Source organism: Xanthomonas euroxanthea (assembly GCF_900476395.1).
Lineage (GTDB): Bacteria > Pseudomonadota > Gammaproteobacteria > Xanthomonadales > Xanthomonadaceae > Xanthomonas > Xanthomonas euroxanthea.
In genome coordinates this window covers 388,956-414,341 of sequence record NZ_UIHB01000005.1, presented here as the reverse complement: position 1 = coordinate 414,341, position 25,386 = coordinate 388,956, and the positions used below count along the sequence as shown (strand labels likewise).

23 protein-coding genes and 1 other RNA gene are annotated in these 25,386 nt (G+C 68.2%); 15 read left to right on the top strand and 9 right to left on the bottom strand.

The genetic code is table 11. The annotated features are described in order from the left end of the window. Positions 1-37: 37 nt before the first annotated feature. From CPBF1521_RS15935 to CPBF1521_RS15925, 3 genes are read right to left on the bottom strand one after another with little or no spacing between them, the layout of a single operon-like run. Positions 38-1,333 carry an alkaline phosphatase family protein gene (locus CPBF1521_RS15935; protein WP_115677596.1) on the bottom strand — a complete coding sequence of 432 codons (1,296 nt, stop codon included), beginning with the start codon at positions 1,331-1,333 and terminating at the stop codon, positions 38-40. Positions 1,334-1,369: 36 nt separating this feature from the next. Beyond that, on the bottom strand, positions 1,370-1,912 hold the full coding sequence (locus tag CPBF1521_RS15930; RefSeq protein WP_104648078.1) for a methylated-DNA--[protein]-cysteine S-methyltransferase: 543 nt from the start codon (positions 1,910-1,912) through the stop codon (positions 1,370-1,372). Then, entirely contained in the window at positions 1,909-3,372 is a 1,464-nt protein-coding gene (locus CPBF1521_RS15925) for an AlkA N-terminal domain-containing protein (protein ID WP_115677595.1), read from the bottom strand. The genes CPBF1521_RS15930 and CPBF1521_RS15925 overlap by 4 nt, the downstream gene beginning before the upstream one ends. Positions 3,373-3,520: 148 nt before the next feature. Between CPBF1521_RS15925 and CPBF1521_RS15920 the strand changes: the two genes are divergently transcribed. The 6 genes from CPBF1521_RS15920 to ubiM all read left to right on the top strand — a co-directional run bounded on the left by CPBF1521_RS15920 (position 3,521) and on the right by ubiM (position 7,562). After that, on the top strand, positions 3,521-4,672 hold the full coding sequence (locus tag CPBF1521_RS15920) for a COG3904 family protein (protein WP_115677594.1): 1,152 nt from the start codon (positions 3,521-3,523) through the stop codon (positions 4,670-4,672). 63 nt (positions 4,673-4,735) lie between these two features. After that, a complete protein-coding gene (locus tag CPBF1521_RS15915; RefSeq protein WP_104581880.1) occupies positions 4,736-4,984 on the top strand; it encodes a hypothetical protein in 249 nt (82 codons plus the stop codon). A gap of 151 nt (positions 4,985-5,135) precedes the next feature. Further along, a complete protein-coding gene (locus CPBF1521_RS15910) occupies positions 5,136-5,648 on the top strand; it encodes a DUF4019 domain-containing protein (protein WP_115677593.1) in 513 nt (170 codons plus the stop codon). A 25-nt stretch (positions 5,649-5,673) separates the two neighbouring features. Next, a complete protein-coding gene (locus CPBF1521_RS15905) occupies positions 5,674-6,075 on the top strand; it encodes an MAPEG family protein (RefSeq protein WP_104581882.1) in 402 nt (133 codons plus the stop codon). Between the two features lie 201 nt (positions 6,076-6,276). Beyond that, a non-coding RNA gene (locus tag CPBF1521_RS15900) (sX9 sRNA) lies at positions 6,277-6,352 on the top strand. A 31-nt stretch (positions 6,353-6,383) separates the two neighbouring features. After that, positions 6,384-7,562 carry a 5-demethoxyubiquinol-8 5-hydroxylase UbiM gene (ubiM, locus tag CPBF1521_RS15895; RefSeq protein ID WP_115677592.1) on the top strand — a complete coding sequence of 393 codons (1,179 nt, stop codon included), beginning with the start codon at positions 6,384-6,386 and terminating at the stop codon, positions 7,560-7,562. A gap of 221 nt (positions 7,563-7,783) precedes the next feature. On the opposite strand, the gene CPBF1521_RS21515 is transcribed toward ubiM, so the two are convergent. The 4 genes from CPBF1521_RS21515 to CPBF1521_RS15875 all read right to left on the bottom strand — a co-directional run bounded on the left by CPBF1521_RS21515 (position 7,784) and on the right by CPBF1521_RS15875 (position 9,653). Beyond that, entirely contained in the window at positions 7,784-8,104 is a 321-nt protein-coding gene (locus CPBF1521_RS21515; RefSeq protein WP_164739141.1) for a hypothetical protein, read from the bottom strand. Next, entirely contained in the window at positions 8,101-8,343 is a 243-nt protein-coding gene (locus tag CPBF1521_RS15885) for an RNA-binding S4 domain-containing protein (protein WP_024939760.1), read from the bottom strand. Before CPBF1521_RS15885 ends, CPBF1521_RS21515 begins: the two co-directional genes overlap by 4 nt. Before the next feature lie 134 nt (positions 8,344-8,477). After that, complete coding sequence (locus CPBF1521_RS15880; protein WP_115677591.1) at positions 8,478-9,125, bottom strand: hypothetical protein; 648 nt, start codon at positions 9,123-9,125, stop codon at positions 8,478-8,480. 27 nt (positions 9,126-9,152) lie between these two features. Next, complete coding sequence (locus CPBF1521_RS15875) at positions 9,153-9,653, bottom strand: RNA polymerase sigma factor (protein WP_047129002.1); 501 nt, start codon at positions 9,651-9,653, stop codon at positions 9,153-9,155. Positions 9,654-9,826: 173 nt separating this feature from the next. On the opposite strand from CPBF1521_RS15875, the gene CPBF1521_RS15870 reads away from it, so the two are divergent. The 4 genes from CPBF1521_RS15870 to CPBF1521_RS15855 all read left to right on the top strand — a co-directional run bounded on the left by CPBF1521_RS15870 (position 9,827) and on the right by CPBF1521_RS15855 (position 16,400). Beyond that, positions 9,827-11,752 carry a DEAD/DEAH box helicase gene (locus CPBF1521_RS15870; protein WP_115677590.1) on the top strand — a complete coding sequence of 642 codons (1,926 nt, stop codon included), beginning with the start codon at positions 9,827-9,829 and terminating at the stop codon, positions 11,750-11,752. A gap of 272 nt (positions 11,753-12,024) precedes the next feature. Further along, positions 12,025-14,430, top strand: a complete 2,406-nt coding sequence (locus CPBF1521_RS15865; RefSeq protein WP_181901258.1) for a putative bifunctional diguanylate cyclase/phosphodiesterase — start codon at positions 12,025-12,027, stop codon at positions 14,428-14,430. A 48-nt stretch (positions 14,431-14,478) separates the two neighbouring features. Beyond that, complete coding sequence (locus CPBF1521_RS15860; protein WP_016903964.1) at positions 14,479-15,201, top strand: pseudouridine synthase; 723 nt, start codon at positions 14,479-14,481, stop codon at positions 15,199-15,201. A gap of 128 nt (positions 15,202-15,329) precedes the next feature. Then, on the top strand, positions 15,330-16,400 hold the full coding sequence (locus CPBF1521_RS15855) for a GGDEF domain-containing protein (RefSeq protein ID WP_115677589.1): 1,071 nt from the start codon (positions 15,330-15,332) through the stop codon (positions 16,398-16,400). Between the two features lie 105 nt (positions 16,401-16,505). On the opposite strand, the gene CPBF1521_RS15850 is transcribed toward CPBF1521_RS15855, so the two are convergent. Together CPBF1521_RS15850 and CPBF1521_RS15845 are read right to left on the bottom strand one after the other, a co-directional pair. Further along, positions 16,506-17,453 (bottom strand): DMT family transporter, encoded by a 948-nt coding sequence (locus CPBF1521_RS15850; protein ID WP_104581890.1) that lies wholly within the window; start codon positions 17,451-17,453, stop codon positions 16,506-16,508. A 38-nt stretch (positions 17,454-17,491) separates the two neighbouring features. Continuing rightward, complete coding sequence (locus CPBF1521_RS15845) at positions 17,492-18,325, bottom strand: DUF72 domain-containing protein (RefSeq protein WP_115677588.1); 834 nt, start codon at positions 18,323-18,325, stop codon at positions 17,492-17,494. A gap of 294 nt (positions 18,326-18,619) precedes the next feature. On the opposite strand from CPBF1521_RS15845, the gene rraA reads away from it, so the two are divergent. The 5 genes from rraA to CPBF1521_RS15820 all read left to right on the top strand — a co-directional run bounded on the left by rraA (position 18,620) and on the right by CPBF1521_RS15820 (position 25,346). Further along, positions 18,620-19,120, top strand: coding sequence for a ribonuclease E activity regulator RraA (gene rraA / locus CPBF1521_RS15840; RefSeq protein WP_115677587.1), 501 nt, complete (start codon positions 18,620-18,622; stop codon positions 19,118-19,120). Positions 19,121-19,125: 5 nt separating this feature from the next. Further along, positions 19,126-20,739 carry a serine hydrolase gene (locus CPBF1521_RS15835; protein ID WP_115677586.1) on the top strand — a complete coding sequence of 538 codons (1,614 nt, stop codon included), beginning with the start codon at positions 19,126-19,128 and terminating at the stop codon, positions 20,737-20,739. A gap of 309 nt (positions 20,740-21,048) precedes the next feature. After that, positions 21,049-22,314: a cation:proton antiporter gene (locus tag CPBF1521_RS15830; RefSeq protein WP_104582201.1), complete on the top strand. Its 1,266-nt coding sequence runs from the start codon at positions 21,049-21,051 to the stop codon at positions 22,312-22,314. Between the two features lie 334 nt (positions 22,315-22,648). Next, complete coding sequence (locus CPBF1521_RS15825; RefSeq protein WP_104581894.1) at positions 22,649-23,245, top strand: plasmid pRiA4b ORF-3 family protein; 597 nt, start codon at positions 22,649-22,651, stop codon at positions 23,243-23,245. Between the two features lie 268 nt (positions 23,246-23,513). After that, positions 23,514-25,346 (top strand): ABC transporter ATP-binding protein, encoded by a 1,833-nt coding sequence (locus CPBF1521_RS15820; RefSeq protein ID WP_115677585.1) that lies wholly within the window; start codon positions 23,514-23,516, stop codon positions 25,344-25,346. Positions 25,347-25,386 lie beyond the last annotated feature (40 nt).

Below are 25,386 nucleotides of genomic sequence, written 5' to 3'. Positions count from 1 at the left end.
ATTGTCGCATCCACGCAGCGCCGCCGCGACGCGTCACTCAGCGCGTATCGGCCGGCGGCACGCGCAAGGCCGGCAGCAGCGTGGCGGGATTGCCATCGTTGGGCGCGGCAGGAATGCCCAGCAACCGTGTCATCAGCGCATACACATCGACGTTGTCGAACCCCGGCAAGGTCTTGCCCTGCGCCAGATCCGGGCCCTGCGCCAGGAACACCGCGCGCATCGACGGCAGCGCCGGATCGAAGCCGTGCGAGCCGCGCATCTGATCGCGCGGGCGCCTGGCCAGCTTGTCCGGGAACAGTGCATCCCAGCCTTCGTGCATCTGGCACACGATCGGCGGAATGCGCGGATGGGTGCCGTAGTGCCAGCGTGCGGGCAGCGCCGTCTTGCGCCAGCAGTCGTACTGCGCATGCGCGCCGAGCAGGCCGGCTTCGGCGCGGGCCTGCTGTCCCGGCAATGGCGCAAAGCCGATCACCTGCCCCTCGGTCACGGCGGTGGCGATATCTGGCCGCACCATGTCCTGCACGCTGATCGCCTGCCCGGGCGGCACCTCGGCCATGCCGTGGTCGGACACCACGACGATGTTGGTGCGCTCGCGCGTGCCGTCGCGCTGCATGCCGGCCAGCAGCCGGCCGATCGCGCCATCCACCGCACGCACGCTGTCGGCGTATTGGCGTGATTCCGGGCCGTGGTCGTGGCCGGCTTCGTCCACGTGTTCGAAGTACAGCGTGACCAGGCGGTTGCGGTCGGCGCCGGACGCGGCCAGCCACCCCAGCACCTCGTCCACGCGCGCGTCCAGGCTGGTGCCTTCTTCGTAGTGGCGCCACCGCGTGGGGCGCACACCGCCGATCGCCGCCTCGCTGCCCGGCCACGACCAAGTCGCGGCATGCAGGCCGTGCGTTTCCGCGCCCACCCACAGCGGCTCGCCGCCCCACCAGCGCGCATCGCCGACCGCATCCTGCTTGCTCAACCAGAAGCCGCCCAGCGTCGCATCGCGCATGCTGTTGTGCACGATGCCGTGGTGGTCCGGTCGCAGGCCGGTGACCAGCGTGTAGTGATTGGGAAAGGTCAGCGACGGGTACGACGGCGTCATCCAGCGCGCACGCACGCCGTCGTGCGCCAGCTGCGACAGATGCGGTGTGATGCCGCGATCGAGCATGTCCGCGCGCAGGCCGTCGATGGAGATCAGCAGCACGCTGTGCGGCGCATCGTTGCGCGGTGCGTGCGCCGGGGCGGGCACCGCGGCGACGGGCGCTGGCGCGTGACGCGAAGGGGAGGGGGAGGTACAAGCCGCGAGCAGTGCGAGCGCGGCAAACACAAGACGTCGATCGATCATCGCGCCAGTTTACGGCCTCGCAATGACGTCGCGAAGTCAGCGCGTGCCGGTGGCGGATGCGGCGAACAGGTCGTCGGCCGCCGCGCTCCGGCGCGGTGACCAGCCCTCCAGCTGCAACAGTGCCTGCTTGGTCGGCAGGCCGCCGCCGAAGCCGGTCAGCGCACCATTGGCGCCGATCACGCGATGGCAGGGCAGCACGATCGGGAGTGGATTGCGTCCATTGGCGGCGCCGACCGCGCGGCTGGCGGCCGGGCGTCCCACCGCGTGCGCGAGTTGCGCATAGCTCCAGGTCTGCCCGAACGGAATCTGCGCCAGCGTGTGCCAGACCTGCAGCTGGAACGGCGTGCCGGTCGGTGCCAACGGCAGGTCGAAGCTGCGCCGCCCGCCATGCAGGTAATCGAGCAATTGTTCGCGCGCCTCGCGCACCAGCGGCGCATCCGGGGCATGCTGCCAGCGCGCGCGGCCGACCGCGTCGTAGCGGTTCTGCGCGAACAGGATGTGGTGCACGCCGGCAGCATCGGCGGCCACGCTGAGTGCGCCGATCGGCGAGGGAAAGGTGTCGTACTGCAGTGTGCTCATGAACAGGTGTCCTTGCGATCGACAGCGAGATGCCAAAGGTGCAACACGGCGTAGGCGCGCCAGGGTCGCCAGGCCTGCGAGCGCGCTTCGGTGGCACGCTCGCTCAGGCGCTCGGGGGTGCCGAGCACCTGCTGCAGGATCAGGTCGCCGGCCGGAAACGCATCCGGATGCGAGAGCGCACGCATGGCGATGTAGTGCGCAGTCCACGGCCCGATGCCGGGCAAGGCCGTGCAGGCGGCGACGAATTCGGGCAGGCGCTGGCCGGCGCCGAAATGCAGCCGCCCTTGCGCACACGCCGATGCCAGCGCACGCAACGTGGCGGCGCGTGCACGCGGCAGGCCGAGCTGTTCCAGCGGCGCTTCGGCCAGCTGTGCCGGGGTCGGAAAGATGCGGTCCAGGCCGGGCGGCATCTCCCCGTGATGGCCGCCATGCCGATCGACCAGCCGCGCCGCCAGCGTGGCCGCGCCGGCCACGCTGATCTGCTGGCCCAGCACGGCGCGCACGGCCACTTCGAAGCCGTCCCAGCCACCCGGTACGCGCAGGCCGGGGCGGCGCGCGATCGCCTCGGCCAGCAGCGGCTCGGCCGCCAGCGTGGCGTGCACCGCCTGCAGGTCTGCATCCAGATCGAACAGCCGGCGCACCCGCCGCACGATCTGCGGGATCTGGCGCGGGTCGGTCGCGCCGATGCGCAGCAGCAACTCCGCACGCTGCGGCGCCGCGCTGACCTCGATCAGCGTCGCGTTGCCCGGGGTGCCGATCACACGCCGGTAGCCGCTGGCGTCGACCTGCTCGATACCGGGAATCGCGCGGCGCTGCAGAAACGCCAGCATTGCCGGCAGGTCCAGCGGCGGGCGATAGCCCAGGCGCAGGGTCAACGCACCACCCGGCACCTCGGCACGCTGCTTGCGCAGCGCCGATGGCGGCATCCCGCAGCCTTCCAGGAAGGCTGCATTGAAGCGACGCAGGCTGTTGAAGCCGGCCGCCAGTGCGACCTCGGTCACCGGCAATGCGGTCTCGGTCAGCAGCTGCTTGGCCAGCAGCAGCCGGCGCGTGCCGTGCACCTGGATCGGGGTGGCACCGAGCTGCTGCACGAACTGCCGCTGCAGCTGGCGCGCGCTCAGGCCCACCGCATCGGCCAGGGTCTGCACCGGCTGCTCCTGCAGGGCCCCGTCGGCAATCATCGCCAATGCGCGTTGCACACTCTCTTCGCCCAGGTGCTGCTGCGCCTGCGGCGACAGCTCGGGGCGGCAGCGCAGGCACGGCCGGTAGCCGGCGGCACTGGCTGCCGCCGCGCTGGGGTAATAGCTGATGTTGCCCGGCTTGGGCGGCGGTGCCGGGCACACCGGGCGGCAGTAGATGCCGGTGCTGCGCACCGCCGTGAAGAACAGCCCGTCGAAGCGCGCATCGCGCGCCAGGCGGGCGCGGTCGCATTGGAGTCGGTCGGGTGTGGCGGTCTGCATGGCGCCAGTCTATGCGCTCACTCCAGCTGCGGCTGGCCGTTTTCGGACAGGGTTGCACCGCGCCTGTGTGTTCATGGCAGGGTCAAACGGTGGGCCCGTTCAGCCATAGACTGAGGGTGATCTCCGTCGCGGTCCGTTGCCTGACATCATGCTGAAACTGCTCTGCCTGTCCCTTTCCTGCCTGCTGGCGCTGGTGGCCTGTGAGCGCACCGGTACCTCGGCCGATGCCGCCGCCACGCAACAGGGCGGCGCGGGGCAGGGCGATGGTGACCACATGGTGTCGGTGGACACGCCCGAGCCGGCAGCGCCGCCGCCGCGGCCACGCGCGCAGGCGGGCGAGGCCGGCTGGCCGCAGGCGGAGCTGGACGCGGGCAAGGCCTGGATCAGTTGCGCTACCGATTACAGCAGCGACGCCGGCGACGGCACGCTGCTGCCGGCGCTGGACCGCGCCAGCGTGGAGGCGGCGCTGGCGCCATGCCGCGATACCGGCCTGCTGCGGGTGCGCTATGCCGGCAAGATCAACGCCGGCTTCGCAGCGTTGGTGTGGCGGCTGGCCACGGTGGCCGGGCAATTGCAGTTGCCGCATCGCATCCTGGACCTGGATTCCAGCGGCGGGCAGGTGGAAGCGGCGATCCGCGCCGGCGATGTGATCGGCGAATCCAACTGGACCATCTGGGTGCGCGAAGGCTCGATCTGCCACAGCGCCTGCGTGTTCGTGCTGGCCGCCGGCGACAACCGGCTGGTGGCCGGCAAGGTCGGCATCCACCGCATGATGCGGATCAGTTCCAAGGCCACCTCGCGCGCGGAACTCAATCGCGAGTTGCGCGAGGTCTACGGCAACGTCAAGGATTATCTGGAGCGCAACGGCGTGGCGGTGGCGGTGGCCGACCTGATGATGACCGTGCCCAATCGCAGCCTGCGCCTGCTGACGATGGACGAGCTGCGCGAGTACGGGCTGGATGGCACCAACGCGGTGCAGGACGATCTGGAGCGCATCCGCCAGATGCGCAAGTGCGGCGACGCCTTCGTGCGCCGCAAGGACGCGTTCCTGGTCGCCTTCGATCACAAGTGCAAGGGCGAGGGCGCCGATCTGGAGGCGGTCAACGCCTGCGGCCTGGCCTTGAAGCAGCGCTTCGGGTTTCCCGATGCGGCCTGCCCGGAAGAAAGCCCGCTGGCCGAAACCGATGCCGCCGCGCTGCCGGTAACCGCCGCACCGGACGCCGCGGCGGCGGCCGACGCAGCGCCGGCCGCATCGACCGCCGCCGAGCCTGCGCCGGGGCCCGCCCAGGGCGACGGCTGAGCTTCACGCGCACCGCACTGCCGGCTGCCTATGGTCGCGGCATATCACGGAGCCGGGGGCGCCATGCTCGGAAAGACAAAAGGTGTTGCGCTGGCGTATCTGCCATCGGCGTTGCTGGTGCTGGCCGGATTCGGCGTGGCCGAGCTCCTGCAGGTGATTGCGGCGGCCAGCCGGGTGCAGTGGCCGGCCACGCTGGCAGTGTGGCTGAGCCTGGTGGCGCTGATCGCGGCCATCGCCCGCGCGCTGTGGATCAGCTGGCGGCTATGGCGGCCGCGCGGCGTCGCGGCGGTTCCGCCCGGCGGCGAAGTCTGATGTTGCCAGGGCCGGCGCGGATTGCCCACACCCGGCTCCTGCGATCGTCGCGCGCTCACCGCTGCAGGCAGCGCAGGTCTTAAACTGCCGCACCCGCCACGCGCCCGCGTTGGCTCCCATTCGTTCGCTCCGTACAAGGTCAATCTGCCCCATGTTCCGTCCTCGTCTGCTTGCCGCGCTGCTGTTGGCTCCCTCGCTGGTCCTGGCCCAACAGCCGCAGACCGCTGCACGTCCGGCTGCCGCTGCGTCGACGGCGGCGCCCGCGGTCAACCCGGCGCAGCAGGCGCAGCTGGTCAAACAGAACACCGAGATGACCCAGGCGGCATTGCGGGTGGCGCAGATGGTCGATGCCAACCAGGTGGCCTCGCTGTGGGATGGCGCCTCCAGCGTCGCCAAGACCGCGGTCAAGCGCGATGCCTTCGTGAGCCAGATCGGTGCCGAACGTGCGCGCCTGGGGGCGGTGGTCGGACGCGGGCAGGGCTCGGTGACGCGGGTCAAATACGCCGCCGGCGCGCAGGTGCCCGAAGGCCTGTACGTCAACATCAGCTTCCCGACCCGCTTTGCCAAGGCCCAGCAGCCGGTGCGCGAGCTGGTGTCGTTCCGTCTGGACGAGGACAAGACCTGGCGGCTCGCCGGGTACAGCCTGCGCGCGTCGATCAAGTGATCTTGCAGCGCATCGGGAGACCCGCGTGGAACTGACCATCGAACTACAGATGCTGGGCTGGGCCATGGTGCTCGGTCTGGTGCAACTGCTGGCCGCCTCGGCCAGCATGACCGCTCAGCGCGGGACCAAGTGGAATGCCAGCGCCCGCGATGGCGATGCCAAGCCGTTGACCGGCATTGCGGCGCGGCTGGATCGCGCATTCCGCAACTATCTGGAGACCTTCCCGATCTTCGCGGCCGCCGTCCTGGCAGTGAGCGTTGCCGGCCGTACCAGTGCAGACACCGCGCTGGGCGTGCAGCTGTACCTGTGGGCGCGCGTGGCGTACGTGCCGGCATATGCGGCGGGGATTCCCTACCTGCGCAGCGCAATCTGGGTGGTGTCGTTCTGGGGCATCGTCAAACTGGTGCGGGCGTTGCTGGGCTGGTGACGCAGGCCAGGTGGTGTGCGCGCAGCCGGTGGCACAGTGACCGAGAAAACGCAGCAATAAGTCGCGCGCCCGCGACTGCGGTGGTCCGCCTGTTCGGTTGCTGCTTGATCCTGATCAAGTCCGGCCAGCACCACTGCCGTAAACTGAGAGCCGCTACCAAGACGGCTGCGCCCACCGCCAGGCGTGCGTGCTCGATGCTGCATGTGCCACGCATACATGCCGATTGCGCTGCACCGACCGCATCCACCTGACCACGGCACGCAAGGTCTTGTTAGCTTCTCTGGATTTCGGTGGTAAAGGAGCGCGGCATGCAATCGGTGGATATCGCAGTCATTGGTGCCGGGCCGGTTGGCCTGAGTTTTGCGCGCTCCCTGGCCGGCAGTGGCCTGTCGGTGATGCTGGTCGACCAGCAGCCACGCGCGCAGCTGGCCGAGCCGGCCTTCGACGGGCGCGAGATCGCGCTGACTCATGCCTCGCGTGCACTGCTGGAGCAATTGGGCATCTGGCAGCAATTTCCCGCCGATGCGATCTCGCCGCTGCGCGACGCCCGTGTCATGGACGGGCATTCGCACTTCGCATTGACCTTCGCTGCCTCCGCGCGTGGTGCCGGCGATCTGGGCTGGCTGGTGCCCAATCATCTGATCCGTCGTGCGGCCTGGCAGGCGGTGCAGGCGCAAGCTGCGTTGGAGATGCGCTGCTCTTGCACGCTGCAGGCCGTGCAGCAGGAGCGCGGCCGCGTGGTGCTGCAGTTGTCCGATGGGGAAACGGTGTCGGCGCGCCTGCTGGTGGCGGCCGACAGCCGGTTTTCCAGTACCCGGCGCCTGCTCGGCATCGGCGCGCAGCTGCGTGATTTCGGCAAAACCATGCTGGTGTGCCGGATGCGCCATGCGCTGCCGCACCGGCATGCCGCCTGGGAGTGGTTTGGCTACGGCAAGACGCTGGCGTTGTTGCCGCTGCAGGGCAATCGCGCCGGTGCGGTGCTGACCCTGCCGCCGCGACAGGTGGAGGCCTTGCTGGCGATGGAGGCGGCGGACTTCAGTGCGGCAGTGACCGAGGCGTTCGAGCATCGGCTCGGGCCGATGCAGCAGGACGGCAGCCGGCATGCCTATCCACTGGTGGCCGCCTATGCACAATGCTTTATCGCCGAGCGTGCCGCGCTGATCGGCGATGCGGCGGTGGGCATGCACCCGGTCACCGCGCATGGTTTCAATTTCGGATTGCAGAGCCAGGCACGCCTGGCCGAGCGTGTGCGTGCCGCTGCTGCAGCCGGACGCGACATCGGGGCTGCGGCCCTGCTGCAGGGGTACGAGCGGGCGCACCGGCTGGCGACGCGGCCGCTGTATGAAGCGACCAACGCGCTGGCCGCGCTGTACACCGACGACCGTGCGCCGGCCCGCCTGCTGCGACGCGGTGCCTTGCGTGCGGCGCATGCGGTGGCGCCGTTCAAGCAGGCGATTGCGGCGCATCTGACCCAGCGCAGCGTCTGAGGTATCGAAGTGGGAGCGGGGAGGCGCAGTGCGTGCAGCGCTGCACTGTGGTCCTCATGCGCAGTGGCCTGCAACGGTGTTCGACGCGCGGGCGGGCAATGCGGTCATCCGCTCGCTTGCAGGTGTTCTTGTGGCAATCGGGCGGGCTCGGTCAGCTCGGCTGTCATCAGTGCTGTCATCAGGCGCGCCGCAGTCAGGACGCGGCCATCAGGACGCAGCCATCAGGCCGGCGCATCGACCCGCGCAAGAATCGCATCGATCGCGGTGCGCGCATCGCCGCTGCGCAAGGCGTCTTCCAGCAGTGGAATCACCCAGGCGCAGCCGGCCTTGGTCACGTCTGCGCGCCAGCCGCCGGGCCAGCCTTCCAGTTCGTGCAAGGCCAGCATGCTGCAACCGCCGCGCTCGGCGTGACCGCCACGGATCGACTGCTCGAACCAGAACGGCGTGTCCGACTCGACGTCGATCGAAAAGATGTAGACATCGTGGTCCGGATCGTCCGCCGAGGGCGCGTTGTTGCGCCAGCCGACCTGCACCACGCTCATTCTGCCGGCTCCGCATCGGGGTCCAGCGCCAGCACGCGGATCTCCACATCGTCCAGTTGCACGCACTGGCCGGGGCGGATCTTGGCGGTCTTGCGCAGTTCCTGCACGCCATCGACGCTGACCGCGCCGCTGGCGACGATCGCCTTGCCCTGGCCACCGCTGTCGGCAATACCGGCCAGCTTGAGCAACTGGTTGAGTTCGATGTACTCGCCGTCCAGGTCGAATTCCAGAAATTGCATGGTGCGCTCGGTGACAGGAAGACGGCGATTATCCGCCTGTCGCAGCCGGCAACACCACCATGCCGAACGCAGCCCCGGCAGGTGGAGTCGGTGCAGCAGCGCTACGCCGGCGTCGCGGTGCGGCGTCGGCAAGCTTATTCGCGTCGAAAGCGTGCAATCTCGTCCAGCATGCTTTCGGCGCGCACGACGCCGGGCCCGGCATGCGCGTTGTCGATGCGCTCCAGCCACGGATGGCGTTTGCGCTGCAGCCGTCGATAGCCGAGCCAGGTGCCGATGCCGCCGAGCACGCCCACCAGCAGATTGAGCAGCAGCCAGTCGTGCGGCAGGGTCAGACCGGTCAGTGCGCGCCAGCCGGCGTCGGCCACGGCCACCCACAGCACCCAGAACGCCACGCCCAGCCACGGGGCCACCCGCGTGCGCCAGCGCCGCAACTGCGCGAGCGCGCGCTGCGTCGGCAGCAGCGGTCCGGCAAAGTCCAGTTGCGCCAGCAGCTGCAGCTGCCGTAGTGCGGAGATCGCCAGCGCAATGCTCCACAACTGCAGCAGCACGCCGCCGATGATCGCCGCAACCTGATCGGTATGGGCAAGCCAGCTGCGCGCGATCACGACGTGCAGCGCCACCGCGCACAGCAATTGCGCGGACTGGCTCACCCACAGCGGGCGCAGGCTGGTGCGCGCCGCATGGCCACGCACCTGGCCGATGATGTGACCGATCTGCGTGCCGTGCTGATCCAGGCGGTGTTCCATCGCGTGCCAGGCGCGTTGCATGTCGTCGAGTTCCATCGAATGTTCCTTGGGCGAAGTGGGTGGTCAGAGTTCGGCGCGGATGCGCGCCTTGAGGCGGCTGAGTTTCGTGGCGACATTGGTCTCGCTGATGCCGAGCACCTCGCCGATCTCGCGGTAGCTGTGCGCGTCCAGGTACAGCAGCATCAAGGCGCGTTCCAGCGGCGGCAGGTGGGCGATGAAGCCGTGGAGCGCGGCGACCTGCTGCGCGTGTGCCGGGTCGCGCGCCAGCGGATCGGCGATGCTGTCGGCCACCGCCTCCAGCGGGAGCGGGTCCTGCGGCGCGCGGCTGCGACCGCGCAGATCGCTGATCGCAACGTTCAAGGCAATGCGATACATCCAGGTGGAAAAGCGCCGGCCGGCGTCATAGCCGGGGAACGCGCGCCATAACTGCACGGTGATGTCTTGCGCCAGCTCGGCGCGGTCGTCCGGGTTCCAGCAATAGCTGGCCGCGACCTTCAGGACGATGCCGCGGTGCTGCTGCAGCAACGCGTTGAAGCGGGTGTGCAGGTCTGTTTCCAGGGACATGGCTCCGGCCGGGGTGGGTGGATGACAAGGGTCGAGGAGATGATTCGCCGCAGCGGGCGAATCCTCACAAGCTGAACGGACTGTCACGGAAATTTCGACAGCGGGGGGCCTGAGGGCGCACACTATGCTGCTTTGCGCCTGCCGGCTCCGTGCGGCGCCTCCGGAGTTACCCAATGACCCAAGAATCTCCCGCGCCGCTGCTGTTTGCAGACCTCGGCCTCTCAGACGCTGTGATGAAGGCGGTTGCCGCCGTCGGCTACGAGTCGCCGTCGCCGATCCAGGCCGCCACCATTCCCGCGCTGCTGGCCGGCCGCGACGTGCTCGGCCAGGCGCAGACCGGCACCGGCAAGACCGCCGCGTTCGCGCTGCCGGTGCTGTCCAACGCCGACCTCAACCAGCTCAAGCCGCAGGCGCTGGTGCTGGCCCCGACCCGCGAGCTGGCCATCCAGGTCGCCGAGGCGTTCCAGAAATATGCCGAAGCCATTCCCGGCTTCCGCGTGCTGCCGGTCTACGGCGGCCAGCCCTACGCGCAGCAGCTGAGCGCGCTCAAGCGCGGCGTGCATGTGGTGGTCGGCACTCCCGGCCGGGTGATTGATCACCTGGATCGCGGCACGCTGGACCTGTCCCAGCTCAAGACGCTGGTGCTGGACGAAGCCGACGAAATGCTGCGCATGGGCTTCATCGACGACGTCGAAGCGGTGCTGAAGAAGTTGCCGGAGAAACGCCAGGTGGCGCTGTTCTCGGCGACCATGCCGCCGGCGATCCGCCGCATCGCGCAGACCTATCTGAAGGACCCGGCCGAAGTCACCATCGCGGCCAAGACCACCACCTCGGCCAATATCCGCCAGCGCTACTGGTGGGTGAGCGGCCTGCACAAGCTGGACGCGCTGACCCGCATCCTGGAGGTCGAGCCGTTCGACGGCATGATCATCTTCGCGCGCACCAAGGCCGCCACCGAAGAGCTGGCGCAGAAGCTGCAGGCACGCGGCATGGCCGCGGCGGCCATCAATGGCGACATGCAGCAGGCCGCCCGCGAGAAGACCATTGCCCAGCTCAAGGACGGCAAGCTCGACATCCTGGTCGCCACCGACGTGGCCGCGCGCGGCCTGGACGTGGAGCGCGTCAGCCATGTGCTGAACTACGACATCCCGTACGACACCGAAAGCTACGTGCACCGCATCGGCCGTACCGGCCGTGCCGGCCGCAATGGCGACGCGATCCTGTTCGTCACCCCGCGCGAGAAGGGCATGCTGCGTTCGATCGAGCGCGCCACCCGCCAGCCGATCGAAGAGATGCAGCTGCCGAGCGTGGATGCGGTCAACGACACCCGCGTGGCAAGGTTCATGACCCGCATCACCGAGACCCTGGCCGGCGGCCAGATCGAGATGTATCGCGATCTGCTGCAGCGCTACGAGAGCGAGAACAACGTGCCGGCGATCGATATCGCCGCGGCGATGGCCAAGCTGCTGCAGGGCGATGCGCCGTTTCTGCTGACCCCGCCGGTGCGTGGCGCACGCGAGGAATTCGCTCCGCGCGAGCGCAACGATCGCGGTGATCGCGGCGAGCGTCCGCGCTTCGAGCCGAAGTTCGAGCGTGGCCCGCGTGCCGATGGTGAGCGCGCGGCACGCCCGCCGCGTGCGGAACGTCCGGCCTTCGCCGATGATGGCGCCGGTGCCGAGCGCCCGCGTCGCGACCCGGTTGCCCCGCGTGGCGAGCCGGAATTCGGCATGGAGAGCTACCGCATCGAAGTGGGCCACACCCACGGCGTGAAGCCGGCCAATATCGTCGGCGCGATCGCCAACGAAGCCGGCCTGGAAAGCCGTTACATCGGCCGTATCGACATCCAGGACGACTATTCGATCCTGGACCTGCCGGCCGACATGCCGCGCGAGCTGCTGACGCACCTGAAGAAAGTGTGGGTGTCCGGCCAGCAGCTCAACATGCGCAAGCTGGAAGACGGCGAGGCGGCTGCAGCGCCGTCCAGGCCGCGCTTCCCGCGCGGCGGCAAGCCGTCCGGCCGCCCGAATGGCCCGAACCGTCCGATGGACCGTGCCGGCGCGCCGCATCGCAAGGGCCCGCCCAAGCCCCGCGGCGAGTAAGCGCCGCTGAGGACCCGGCAGCGTTCGGCGGTCCTGCCGTCGCTGCGGGGCGCCGTGGTCGTTATGTTGGTTGATGCATATCGGACTGCAGGCGTCACGCGCTGACGTCTCGGGGATTGCCGGCAGCGTCCTGCCGGCCAGGCGAAGTGCCTGCGTCGACCGTGGTCAAGCAGGCGCTGCCATACAGACTGCGCCATTGCGGCCGCTACTGCCTTCAGGCGCCCACTGGGCGCCTGAATCGCATGGGGCGGCGGCAGGGTTCGAGGGTGACAATGGCGCAGATGGCGGGCGGTACCGGCGGTAGGCAGACCATGCATCTGATGCGCGGCTGGCTGACGCTTCCCTTGGCCTTGTTGATCGGCATGGCCATCAGCATGGCGGTGCTCTCTGCGCTGATGATCGAGATCCAGTCCGGAGCGACGTCCTGGATCGTCGGCCAGAGCCACTGGTCCAATGCCCAGCAGGAGTCGGTGTACTGGCTGGAGCGCTACCTGGGGAGCGGCGATCCGGCCGACCTGCAGGCCGCCTGCCGCGCGCTGGAAGTGCCGCTCGGCGACCGCGCGGCCCGCGAGGCGGTCGAGCAACCGGTGATCGACTGGAGCGCGGTCCATGCCGGGCTGGCGGCCGGCCGCAATGCCCCTGAGGACATGCCGCAAATGGTGCGGCTGTATCGCTACGGCCATGTCTTTCCGTATCTGCGCGACGCCATCGCGATGTGGAAACACACCGATGCCGACCTGTTGCAGCTGAGCGCGCTGGCCGACCGGGCCGCCTCGGTGCAGGCCGCCAGCCGCCCGGATCCGCGCGCGCTGCAGGCCCTGCGCGATGAGCTGCATCTGCTCGATGGCCGCATGCGCAGCGATACGGCGCAGTTCCAGGCGCTGCTGATCCGCTGCGCGCGGCTGCTGCACGACATGATGGTGATCTGCAGCTTGGCGACCTTGCTGCTGGTGCTGACCACCTGCGTGCTGGCGATGCGCCGCATCGGCGATTACCTGCTCTCGCACGAAGGCCGCTTTCGCACCGCGTTCCAACAGGCGGCGCTGGGCATGGTCAAGTTCGACCTGCGTGGCCGCGTGCTCGATGCCAATGCCTCGATGGCCGACATCCTGCGCTACCGGCCCGAAGAGCTGCAGGCCTGCACGCTGGCAGAGGTGATGCATCCGGACGACATCGCGCTGGACAGCCGCGGCATGGTCGACTGGCCGACCCTGCTGCAGTCCGGCGAGCGACGCTTCCTGCGCGCCGATGGCGGGGTGATGTGGGGGCGCTGGAGTGCCTCGCTGGTGGAACCCGGCCCGGAAGAGCCGACCCTGGTGCTGGCGGTGATCGAGGATGTCTCGCACGCGCACGAGCTTGCCGACGAAGTCGCCTTCCATGCGCGCCACGATGCCCTGACCGGCCTGATCAACCGCCGCGAGATCGAACGCCGGCTGCTGCGCCTGATCGAGCCGCCGCAATCGCCGCAGCTCCGCCATGCGCTGTGCTTCGTCGACCTGGATCACTTCAAGCTGGTCAACGACACCTTCGGGCATGCGGTGGGCGACAAGTTCCTGTGCCACTTCGCCGATGTGATCACCATGCAGCTGCGCCCCGGCGACTGGCTGGGGCGGCTGGGTGGCGACGAGTTCGCGATCCTGCTGGCCAATACCGACCTGGCGCAGGCGCAAACCGTGCTCGAGCGCATGCACGCGGTGCTGGGTCAGCCATGGAGCCACCAGGGCGGGCGGCCGCTGACGCCCGGTTGCAGCTTCGGCGTGGTGGAAATCCGCCAGGGCGCCAGCGACGTCAATGCCTTGATGACCGCCGCCGACCTGGCCTGTTACGCAGCCAAGGAAGAGGGGCGCAACCGGATTCGCTGTTTTGGCGAAAACGATTTGGCGCTGGCGCGGCGCCGCCACGACGGCGGCTGGATCAGCGCGGTGCAGCAGGCCATCGCCGAGGACCGCCTGCTGCTGTATGCGCAGAAGATCCAGGTGTTGCGCGATCCGGGACGCCTGCAGTACGAAGTGCTGGTGCGCATGCGCGCGGGTGACGGGCGGGTGCTGAGTCCGGGCGAATTCCTGCCTGCGGTGGAACGCTACGGCCTGGGGCGCATGGTCGACGTGCATGTGCTGGAAACGCTGTGCGCGCAGCTGGCGGCCAATCCGCTGCACTTGGCTAATCTGGATCTGTGCCACGTCAACCTGTCTGCGCAGTCGATCGCGCAAGCGGATTTTCTCGATTTCGTGTGCGCCCTGTTCGAGCGCTATCCGAGCCTGGTGCCCAAGCTGTGCATGGAGATCACCGAGACCGCCGTCATTGGCGATCTGGAGCACGCGCGGCGCTTCGTGCAGAGCGTGCGCGCGCGCGGCTGCCATGTGGCGCTGGACGATTTCGGCAGCGGCCTGGCCTCGTTCGGCTATCTCAAGCAGTTCACCGTGGATGTCCTCAAGATCGATTGCGGCTTCGTACGCAACTACGCACACGACGCGGTGGACCGTGCGGCGGTGCATTCGATCGCGCAGGTGGGCCTGGCGCTGGGCATCGAAGTGGTCGCCGAGGGCGTGGAGTCGGAGGCGGACATTCCCGGCCTGCACGAGGCCGGAGTGGGCCAGGTGCAGGGTTTCAGCCTGCATCGTCCATGCCCGCTCGACGAGTTGCTGCACGCCGGGCAGCCGCTGCTGGCGTTGTCCTGATCGCACATGGGTGCACGCGGGGCGCTGCAAATCGCCGATAATCGGCCGATGACGACCCGACTCAACAAATACATCGCCGAAACCGGCTTCTGCTCCCGCCGCGAGGCCGATCGCCTGATCGGCGAACGCCGGGTCACCGTCAATGGCGTGGCCGCCGGCACCGGTGCGGTGGTGGGCGAGGACGACACCGTGCTGGTGGACGGCCAGCCACTGCGCACGCGCGCCGCCAGCAAGCCCGGTGGGCGCAAGCATGTCTACATCGCACTCAACAAGCCGGTGGGCATCACCTGCACCACCGAAAGTTCGGTCAAGGGCAACATCGTCGAATTCGTCGGCCACGAGCAGCGCATCTTTCCGGTCGGCCGGCTCGACAAGGAGTCCGAGGGGCTGATCCTGATGACCAGCAACGGCAACATCGTCAACGAGATCCTGCGCGCGGAAAATCGCCACCAGAAGGAATATCTGGTGGCGGTCAACAAGCCGGTCACCGACGAATTCCTGCGTGGCATGGCGCGCGGCGTGCGCATCCACAACGAGACCACGTTGCCGTGCCGCACCGCGCGCATCGCCAAGTTCGGCTTCCGCATCGTGCTGGAGCAGGGCTTGAACCGGCAGATCCGCCTGATGTCCGCCGAATTCGGCTACCGCGTGACCCAGCTGCGCCGTGTGCGCATCGACAACATCAAGCTGGCCGCGCTCAAGCCCGGGCAGTGGCGCAACCTCAGTGATGCGGAATTGCGCGGATTGCTGCCGCAACGCACCGATTGGTGATGGGGCCCGGCGCGATGGGCCGCACATAGCGGCACGGTGCGCCGGCTGCGCATGTGCAGCCCAATGGCCGCGCATGACCGGCTCGGTCATACTTGCGCCGCTGACAGCCAGCTGGGGGAGCAGGCAGCGTGATCAAACCGACATTGCCGGACAACGAAGCCGAACGACTGGCCGCGCTGCGTCAGTACGAGGTGCTGGATTCGCCGCCCGAGCGTGCCTTCGACGACCTCACCATGATCGCGTCCACGTTGTGCCAGACGCAGATGGCGGCGGTGGTGCTGGTGGACGAGCAGCGGCAATGGTTCAAGTCCGCACATGGCGCGCCGCGTAGCGAAGCGTCGCGCGATATCTCGTTCTGCGCGCATGCGATCCTGCGCCCGGACGAAGTGATGATGGTCGACGACACCTTGCTCGACCCGCGCTTCCACGACAATCCGATGGTGACCGGCAGCTCTGCGGTGCGCTTCTATGCCGGCGCGCCGTTGGTGACCAGCGGCGGCATGGCGCTGGGCTCGCTGTGCGTGTTCGACCAGACCCCGGCGCATCTGCGCGAAGAGCAGCGGCAGGCGCTGCAGGCATTGTCGCGGCAGGCCGCACATCTGCTGGAACTGCGCCTGGCCGGCAAGCGCCTGCGCCAGCAACTGCATGAGCGCCAATGGTACGAACAGCAGCTGGCAAGTTACTACGCGCAAATGGATGCGTTGAACGCCGATCTGGTCGAGCAGACCCGCACCGATCCGCTGACCGGCCTGCCCAATCGACGTGCGTTTGCGGCGGCCCTGGGCGTGGCCATGGAACAGACGCGTGCGGCGGGCCAGCCGTTATCGGTGGCGTTGCTGGACGTGGACCACTTCAAGACCGTCAACGACGTGCACGGGCACGATCAGGGCGATGTGGTGCTGCGCGAGCTGTCGGCGTTGCTGCGCGCGCATGTGGCCGGTGCCGGCACCATCGCGCGTTACGGCGGCGAGGAATTCGTGCTGCTGCTGCCCGATGTGGATCTGCTGCAGGCACGCGTGCAGTGCGAGTACCTGCGCCAGAGCGTGGCAGTGATGACGATCGCGCTGCCGGTAACGGTGAGTATCGGCGTGGCCACGCTGCATCCGCAGGAAAGCGCGGACGCGGTGATCAAGCGCGCCGACCAGGCCCTGTATGCGGCCAAGCGGGGCGGGCGCGACCAGGTGGTGGCGTTGGGGTAGGGGTGGTTGTGATCGTGGTGATGTGCGGGCGTTGCTGCGTTATCGACAAGGCCGGTCGCGGCCTGGGCCGCTCCTACGACGACGGTTGTTGCTTGTGCGGTGCCGTCAGTCGACGATGTTCTTCGCCTCGGCGGTGCCGAGCAGTTCCGGATGCACGATCGTGCGTCGGCGTTCCAGCACTGGATGCAGGAACACCGCGCCGAGAATGATCGCCACGCCGAGATAGAACTGCACGGTCAACTCGCGTTGCTCGCCGAGCAGGGCGATCGCCAGCACGATGGCGTAGACCGGTTCGAGATTGGTCACCAGCTGCACCGAGTAGGCGCTGAGATGGCGCAGCGCCACCAGCGCCAGCGCAAACGGCAGCAGGGTGCAGGCCAGCGACAGCACCAGCAGCAGGATGCCGTCGTGCAGGCCGGGAACGATCAGCAGATCGCCATGCAGCGACGGCAGCACCAACGGCATGGCCGGTGCCAGCACGGTCAAGGTCAGCGTGCCGGCACCGAGTTCCAGTGCGGTGACGGTGAGCGGGTCGGCATGCGCGACCATGCGCTTGTTGAGCGAGCCGAACAGGCCCACGAACACCGCAGAAATCGCGCCGACCACCACGCCGGCACGCATGCCATCGGGCACCCCGCCGACCACCAGGGCCACCCCGGGCAGCACCGCCAGGCCGAACAGCAATTCGCGCGGGCGGAAGGGGCGCTGCGTCACCCATGGCTCGATCACTGCAGTGAACACCGGCGCCAGCGCGATGCAGGTCGCCGCCACCGAGGCATTGGCCAGCTTGATCGCGCCGTAGAAGGTCAGCCAGTGCAGGGCCACCAACGCGCCGATGCCGCAGTAGCCCAGCACCACGCGCGCGGACAGGCCGCGCAGCCCGCGCCATACCCGCGGCAACAGGGCCAGTGCCACCACCACGATCAACATGCGCCACCACACCAACGGCAACGCCGGCAGCGTGATCAGCTTGCCCAGGATCGCGGTGATGCCCCAGAGCAGGACGCAGAAATGGATTTGCAGTTGCGCCTTGCGCAGGTCGGTCATGGCCATGCGCCATTGTCGCGCAAGACGCGCCGCAACGCCGCTGCCTAGCGCGACCCCAACGCCTGCAGCAATGCCATTGCCGCAGCCGGATTGCGCTCCTTGGCGGCACTGATGAAAAACACGAACACCTCGCGTGGGGTGACCTTGACGTGCGTGGCCGCGTCGACATGCGGCAGGTCCGCCGGATCGTCGCCGCGCCGCCAGGCCTGGATGCGCTCGGCCCAGCGCGCCAGTGCCGGCGCAGGGTAACCGGCATGCAGGCGCGCCTGGCTGCGCATCAGGCGCGCATAGACGAAGTCGGTGGACAGATCGGCAAAGGACGGGTGCGCGTCCGAGTCGGTGAACACCGTGGCCACCCCATGCCGGCGCACCAGTGCCAGCAGCGAGGCATCCACCGCGTCGTGGTCGCGGATTTCCAGCACATGGCGCAGCACGCGCTTGCCGGCGCGCTTGGGCAGCAACGACAGGAACGCGTCCAGGTCGTCGGCCTGCAGCCGGTGCCCCTGTTCGAACTGCCACACCAGCGGCCCCAGCGTGTCGCCGAGCTCGACAATGCCGCCGATGAAGTCGTCCACCTGCGCCTGGGTGCCGGCCAGTTTGCGCGACTGGGTGATGCGGCGCGGTGCCTTGGCCGAGAACACGAACCCGGGCGGCACCTGCTCGCGCCACTTCGCGTAGGTCGCCGGCTTCTGTGCCCCGTAGTAGGTGCCGTTGATCTCGATGGCGGTGAGGTGGCGGCTTGCGTATTCCAGCTCGCGGCGTTGTACCAGCCCTTCCGGATAGAACATCCCCGCCCGCCACGGCGCATACACCCAGCCGCCGATACCGACGTGGATGCCATCGAGCGCGGGCGGGGTGGCGGCGAACAGATCGGTCATGAGGGATTCCACGTTGGCGTGAGCGCGTGCCTGGCATGTCCGGTGCACGCACCTGTTGCAGGCCGCCCCGATGATAGCCCCGCCGGCTTCGCCGTGACGCCCCGCAGTTGCCGCAGCGTCCGCGCGCACGCCCAGGCAGGCGCGGCCGTTGGCCGGGACCATCTGCAGGCAAGGGATGGATAGCGATCCAGGCGCAGCCGGCCAAGCGGCGCGGCGATCGGCGGCCTCCTCGGCAGCTTACGCGGACGCGGCCATGCCGCTACCATCGCAGCTCGCCACTTACGGACCGCAGCGATGACCTGGACCACGCCCGATCTGTGTGACCGCTTTCCCGAGGTGAGCATCGCCGAACCGGTGTTCCGCTCCTACGGCGCACGTGGGGCATTCTCCGGGCCGATCGTCACCGTGCGCTGTTTCGAGGACAACTCGCGCGTGCGCGAACTGGCCGCCACGCCCGGCGACGGACGGGTGCTGGTGGTGGACGGGCAGGGCTCGTTGAAACATGCCCTGCTCGGCGACCAGATCGCCGCACAGGCGGTCGCCAATGGCTGGGCCGGCGTGTTGATCCACGGCTGCGTGCGCGATGTGGAGATCCTGGCCACGCTGCCGCTGGGCGTGCTGGCGCTGGGCGCCTGCCCGCGCCGCACCGAGCGGCGCGATCTGGGCGATGTGGATGTGCCGGTGAATTTTGCCGGTGTGGCCTTCGTGCCCGGCCATTGGCTGTATGCCGATGGCAACGGCGTGTTGGTGGCACCGCTGCCACTGTCGCTGGACAGTGCGGGCGGATCGATCTGAGCGACATGCGAGGACCTGGGACAGTAACCGTGAACCGATGGCTGAGTGGAGGCGTGCTGATGCTGGCAAGCGTGGTGGCGACGACGCAGGCGGCCGAGCTTCCCGCCGGCATGCAGCAGTTCGACGCGCAGATGGAGCGCGTGCGCGAGCAGTTCGATGTGCCCGGCATTGCGGTGGCCATCGTCAAGGATGGGCAGGTGGTGCTGGAGCGCGGCTACGGCGTGCGCGAGATCGGCAAGCCTGCGCCGGTGCAGGCCGATACGCTGTTCGCGATCGCCTCCAACACCAAGGCCTTCACTGCCGCGTCGCTGTCGATCCTGGCCGACGAGGGCAAGCTCTCGCTCGATGACAAGGTCGTCGATCACCTGCCGTGGTTCCGCATGTCCGACCCGTACGTCAGCGGCGAGATGCGCCTGCGCGATCTGCTCGCGCACCGCAGCGGCTTGAGCCTGGGCGCGGGCGACCTGCTGTTCTGGCCGACCACCAGCTACAGCACCGACGAGGTGGTGCAGCGCCTGTCCAAGGTGCCGTTGAAGGGCGGTTTCCGCGATCGCTACGCCTACGACAACATCTTGTACGCGGTGGCGCAGAAGGTGATCGAGCAGGTCTCCGGGCAGAGCTATGCGGCGTTCCTGCAGCAACGCATCTTCGCCCCGGTCGGCATGCGCGGCACGCGCTTCAATGCCGACCATCTGCAGCCGGGCGACAACGCGGCGGTGGGCCATGCCAAATACGACTTCACCCAGCTGCGCACCGTCGCGCCGCTGACCTGGTCCAACAATTCCGGTGCCGGCGGCATCTATGCCAGCGCGCACGACATGGCGCTGTGGATGAAGGTGCAACTGGCCGGCGGCATTCTGCCCGATGGCACGCCGCTGTTCAGTGCCAAACGGCAGCAGGACATGTGGTCGATGATCACGCCGATCGCGATTGCCGAACCGGCCGTGCCGGAGCTGGCGGCAGCACGGCCCAATTTTTCCGGCTACGGCGAAGGCTGGAGCCTGAGCGATTACCGCGGCCATCGGCTGGTCTGGCACACCGGCGGCTGGCCGGGCATGGTGTCGCGGCTGACGCTGGTGCCCGACCAGCAACTGGGCGTGGTGGTGTTGACCAACCAGGAAGTCGGCGCGGCCTTCAATGCAGTGACCCTGCAGGTGCTGGATGCGTTCCTGCAGGTGCCGGCCACCGATTGGACCGCCGCCTATGCCAAGGCCGTGGCCAAGGCCGATGGCGATGCGGACACCAGCTGGAAGAAGCATCTGGACGCACGTGCAGCGCGCTCCACGCCGTCGCTGCCGTTGCGCAGCTATGCGGCGACCTATCGCGACCCGTGGTACGGCGATGTGGTGATCCGTCAGGACGGCAAGCGCCTGCGTCTGCAGTTTTCCAGGACCGCGCAATTGATCGGCACGCTGGAGCATTGGCAGCACGACAGCTTCATCGTGCGCTGGGACGACCGCTCATTGAATGCCGATGCCTTCGTCAATTTCGCGCTGACCCCGGATGGCGCGGTGCGCGAGATGCGGATGGAGGCGGTGTCGCCGCTGACCGATTTCAGCTTCGATTTCCAGGATCTGGTGTTGACGCCGGTGGCGGCAGCGCAGTCGACGCAGAAGTGATGCTTCGCTGATCCTTGCGGCGGCCATCGCCACTGCCCCGAGCGTGCGGTGGCCGGCTGCCTGTGCTGCAGCGTCGGCGCCGTGCGCACCGATGGCCTGGCGGTGGGGCGCCATCGGCGCCGCAGCCGCGCACACCGCGCATGGGCCTTGCGCAACCGGGCTCGGCGCATGGGCCACGTCGTCCGGGCCAACCGTGACGATGACTCCAGCCTCGCTCCGCCAAGGCCTGCGCGCCAGCTGCACGATGGCTATCGCCCACCGACACGGCTCGTTATGATCCGCGCACTTCTCAGGGATGTCGCCGAACGCATGACCACTCCGCAGATGTCGGTGTACTTCTTCCTGCAGGCCGCCGCGATCCTGCTGGTCTGTCGTCTGGTGGGGCTGCTGGCCAGGCGGATCGGCCAGCCGCAGGTGGTGGGCGAGATGATCGCCGGGGTGATGCTGGGGCCGTCGCTGTTCGGCGTGCTGGCACCTGCGACGCAGGCAGCCCTGTTTCCCAGGCAGACCATGGATGTGCTGTACGTGTTCGCGCAGTTCGGCGTGGGCCTGTACATGTTCCTGGTCGGTACCGACTTCCGCGGGGACCATTTCCGCGCGCGCTATCGCAGTGCGATGAGCGTGTCGATGGCCGGCATCGCGGTACCGTTCGCGTTGGCCTTTGCCCTGTGCCCGTGGTTGATCAACGTCGGCGGCCTGTTTTCGGAAAAGGCCAAGTTGATGGAGGCCTCGCTGTTCCTGGGGGCGGCCATCGCGATCACCGCGTTCCCGATGCTGGCGCGCATCATCCACGAGCGCGGTCTGACCAATAGCCCGTTGGGCACGCTGGCACTGACTGCAGGTGCGTTCGACGATGCGGCGGCGTGGTGCATTCTTGCCGTGGTCCTGGCCAGCTTCGGCGGCAGTTGGGGTAGTGCCTATCTGGCCATCGGCGGCGGGGTGGCCTATGCATTGTTCATGATCTTTGTCGGCCGGCATCTGCTGCGCCGCCTGGACGCCTACGTGGTGCCGAACCAGCCGCTCGGCAACGGTGTGCTCGCGGTGGTGTTGATGCTGTTCTGCCTCAGCGCGTGGGCAATGGATGCGATCGGCATCCACGCCGTGTTTGGCGGCTTCCTGCTGGGCGTCTGCCTGCCCAGGGGAGCGTTGACCGAAAAACTGCGCGAGATGCTGCAGCCGTTCGTGGTGGTATTGCTGCTGCCGCTGTTCTTCACCTATTCCGGCCTCAAGACCCAGCTCAGCGTGCTGCTGCAGCCGCAGATCATGCTGGCAGGTGTGGCGATCCTGGCCGCATCGTTCATCGGCAAGGGCGTGGCCTGCTGGGCCGCGGCGCGTGCCACCGGCGAGAACAACCGCGATGCGATGGCGATCGGCTCGCTGATGAATGCACGTGGCCTGATGGAGCTGATCATCATCAATATCGGCCTGCAGGCCGGGGTGATCGAACAGGGCCTGTTCTCGGTGCTGGTGCTGATGGCGATCCTCTCGACCCTGATGGCCACGCCGCTGTTCAACTGGATCATGCGGCGCCATCGCAACGTGACCGATGCGGTGCCGAGCCTGCAGCAGCGCTGAGGCGCTGCCATCGATTCCACCGATGCGGGCACGCGCTGCTGTCGCCTGACGCCTGCGCTTCGATGGTGGTCGCATCCAGGCGCCCCGATGCCTGCTGCGATACACGGCGCCCCGCGCGCTGGCGTCGCGCGGCTTGCGGGCATCCGTGCAGCATCCGGGCACCGTGCGGCGGCGGAGTCACCATCCCGGCGTATGTGGCCGGTCCGTTGCAGGTGCGTGCGCGCGCCTGCAGGACCGATAGCGGCAGGGTGCACCTTGCGGCACCGGCGGCGCAGCGATGCAGCCAGTGGCGTGGCGCTGCATACTTGCAGCGCAAACAGGTAGCCAAAACACGATGAGCAAGGCCAAGAAGAAAGCTGCACAGCAGGCGGTGCCCGCACCTGCGCCGGTGTATCAGCTGCATGTTTCGCTGGTGGAGAGCGCGCCGTTGATCTGGCGCCGCGTGCTGGTGGCGGGGGCGCTGCGCCTGGCCACGCTGCATCGCGTGCTGCAACCGGTGATGGGCTGGCACGGCGCGCATCCGTACGAATTCGACCTGGGCGGCGGCCGCTATGGCGAGTCCGGGCTGGACGTGCCGGACCGCTCGCGGCTCAAGCACGCCGCGCGCGTCACCGTCGAAAGCGCGGTGGGCGAGCTGGAGCGCTTCGACTATTTCTATGGGGCCGGCGCCGGCTGGCAGCACCGCGTCCAGGTCGAGGCGATCCTGCCGCCGGATGCGGGCTTGCGTGTGGCCCGTTGCGTGGACGGCGCCAACGCCTGCCCGCCGGAAAACAGCGAAGGGATCGACCACTACCAGGCATTGCTGCAGATCATCGCCGACCCGGATCATGCCCAGCATGTGCAGGAACTGGCCACTCTGGGCGGGCGCCTGGAGCCGGGCCATTTCGATCCGGCCGAGGTCAACCGCCTGCTTGCGCGTGTTCGTGAGTGAGCGTCGCTGCGCAGGACGTTGGCCAGCGTGATCCCGACGCGCGCTGGTCGGCACGGTGCAGCCACTGGCTGACACCCCATGACCTGTGGTGGTCACCGGGCCATGCCTGGCGCAGGCAGCCGCAAGCGATGCAAGGGAGCCGGTTGTCCGGCGCATGCAGCGCACGCCTGGCTTGCGTCTGTGGAAGCAGGCGCCGGCACTGGCGCCACTGCAGCTTGACGCGCGATCAGCTAGCCTGATGCCCCGGTTTTTCCCGAAAGTGTCTGCGATGTTTCGCTGGTTCGAATCCCTGATCGATGTCTTCCCGCCCATCGAGCGGGACATGCCGCCACGTAGCGTGTGGCGGTTCTACCTGCATTACCTGCGGCCGTTGTGGCCGATCCTGCTGGCCACGCTGATCGCCGGATTGCTGCTGGCCCTGGTGGAAGTGGCGATGTTCGACTTCCTCGGGCGCATCGTCGACATGCTGGCCGAGCGACCGGGAGCGGACTTCTTCCGCCGGCATGCCGGCGAGTTGACCTGGATGGCGGCGATCACGCTGGTGGCGCGGCCATTGTTCACCGGCCTGCACAACCTGTTGGTCAACCAGGCGATCGTGCCGGGGCTGAGCAACCGCTCGCGCTGGCTGATGCACAACTACGTGGTGCGGCAGAGCCTGGGCTTCTTCAACAACGATTTCGCCGGCCGGATCGCCAACCGGGTGATGCAGACCGGGACCTCGCTGCGCGAATCGGCGGTGCAGATGGTCGATGCGCTCTGGTACATCGTGGTCTACACCGGCAGCGCGCTGTGGTTGTTTGCGCAGGCCGACCCGTGGCTGATGCTGCCGCTGCTGATCTGGCTGGTGGTGTACGTCGCGTTGATGGCGTTCTTCGTGCCGCGCATGAAGGCGCGCGCGTGGATCGCATCGGATGCGCGCTCCAAGGCCACCGGGCGCATCGTCGACGGCTACACCAATATCTCCACGTTGAAGCTGTTTGCTCACGCCGGCCGCGAACAGGCCTATGTGCGCGATGCGATCGACGAGCTGGCGGTGAAACATCGCGGGCAGACCCGCGTGACCACCACCATGGATACCGCCATTGCGGTGGCCAACGGCTTTCTGATCGTCGGTACGTGCGGGCTGGCGTTGTGGCTGTGGAGCCGCGGCCAGATCAGCGTGGGCGCGATCACGCTGGCGACCGGCCTGGTGATCCGCATCCACAACATGTCCGGCTGGATCATGTGGACGGTCAACGGCATCTTCGAAGACATCGGCAGCGTGCAGGACGGCATGCAGACCATCTCGCAGCCGGTGCTGGTGCAGGACGCGCCCGACGCAGTGCCGCTGCAGGTGACCCAGGGCCAGGTGCAGTTCGAGCACATCCATTTCCATTACGGCAAGCGCGGCGGGGTGATCGCCGGGCTGGATCTGCAGGTGCGTGCCGGCGAGAAGATCGGCCTGGTCGGCCCATCGGGCGCGGGCAAGTCGACCCTGGTCAACGTGTTGCTGCGTCTGTACGACCTGGAGCAGGGACGCATCCTCATCGATGGGCAGGACATCGCCCAGGTCACCCAGGAAAGCCTGCGCGGGCAGATCGGCCTGGTGACCCAGGACACCTCGCTATTGCATCGTTCGATCCGCGACAACCTGCTGTATGGCAGGCCGCAGGCCAGCGACGCGCAGATGCTGGAAGCGGTGCGCAAGGCGCGCGCGGAAGGCTTCATCGACACGCTGGTCGATGGCGAAGGCCGGCGCGGATTCGATGCCTATGTGGGCGAACGCGGGGTCAAGCTGTCGGGCGGTCAGCGGCAGCGCATCGCCATTGCGCGCGTGCTGCTGAAGGATGCGCCGATCCTGATCCTGGACGAGGCCACCTCGGCGCTGGACTCGGAAGTGGAAGCGGCGATCCAGGACAGCCTGGACGCGTTGATGGGCAACAAGACCGTCATCGCGATTGCGCACCGCCTCTCCACCATCGCGCGCATGGACCGGCTGGTGGTGATGGATGCCGGACGCATCGTCGAGACCGGCACGCATGCGCAACTGATCGCGCAGGGCGGCCTGTATGCACGCCTGTGGGCGCGGCAAACCGGCGGGTTCGTTGCGGCCGATGGGTGATGTGGTTGTCGAGTGGGTGGCGGAAATGTGCAGCCACGGC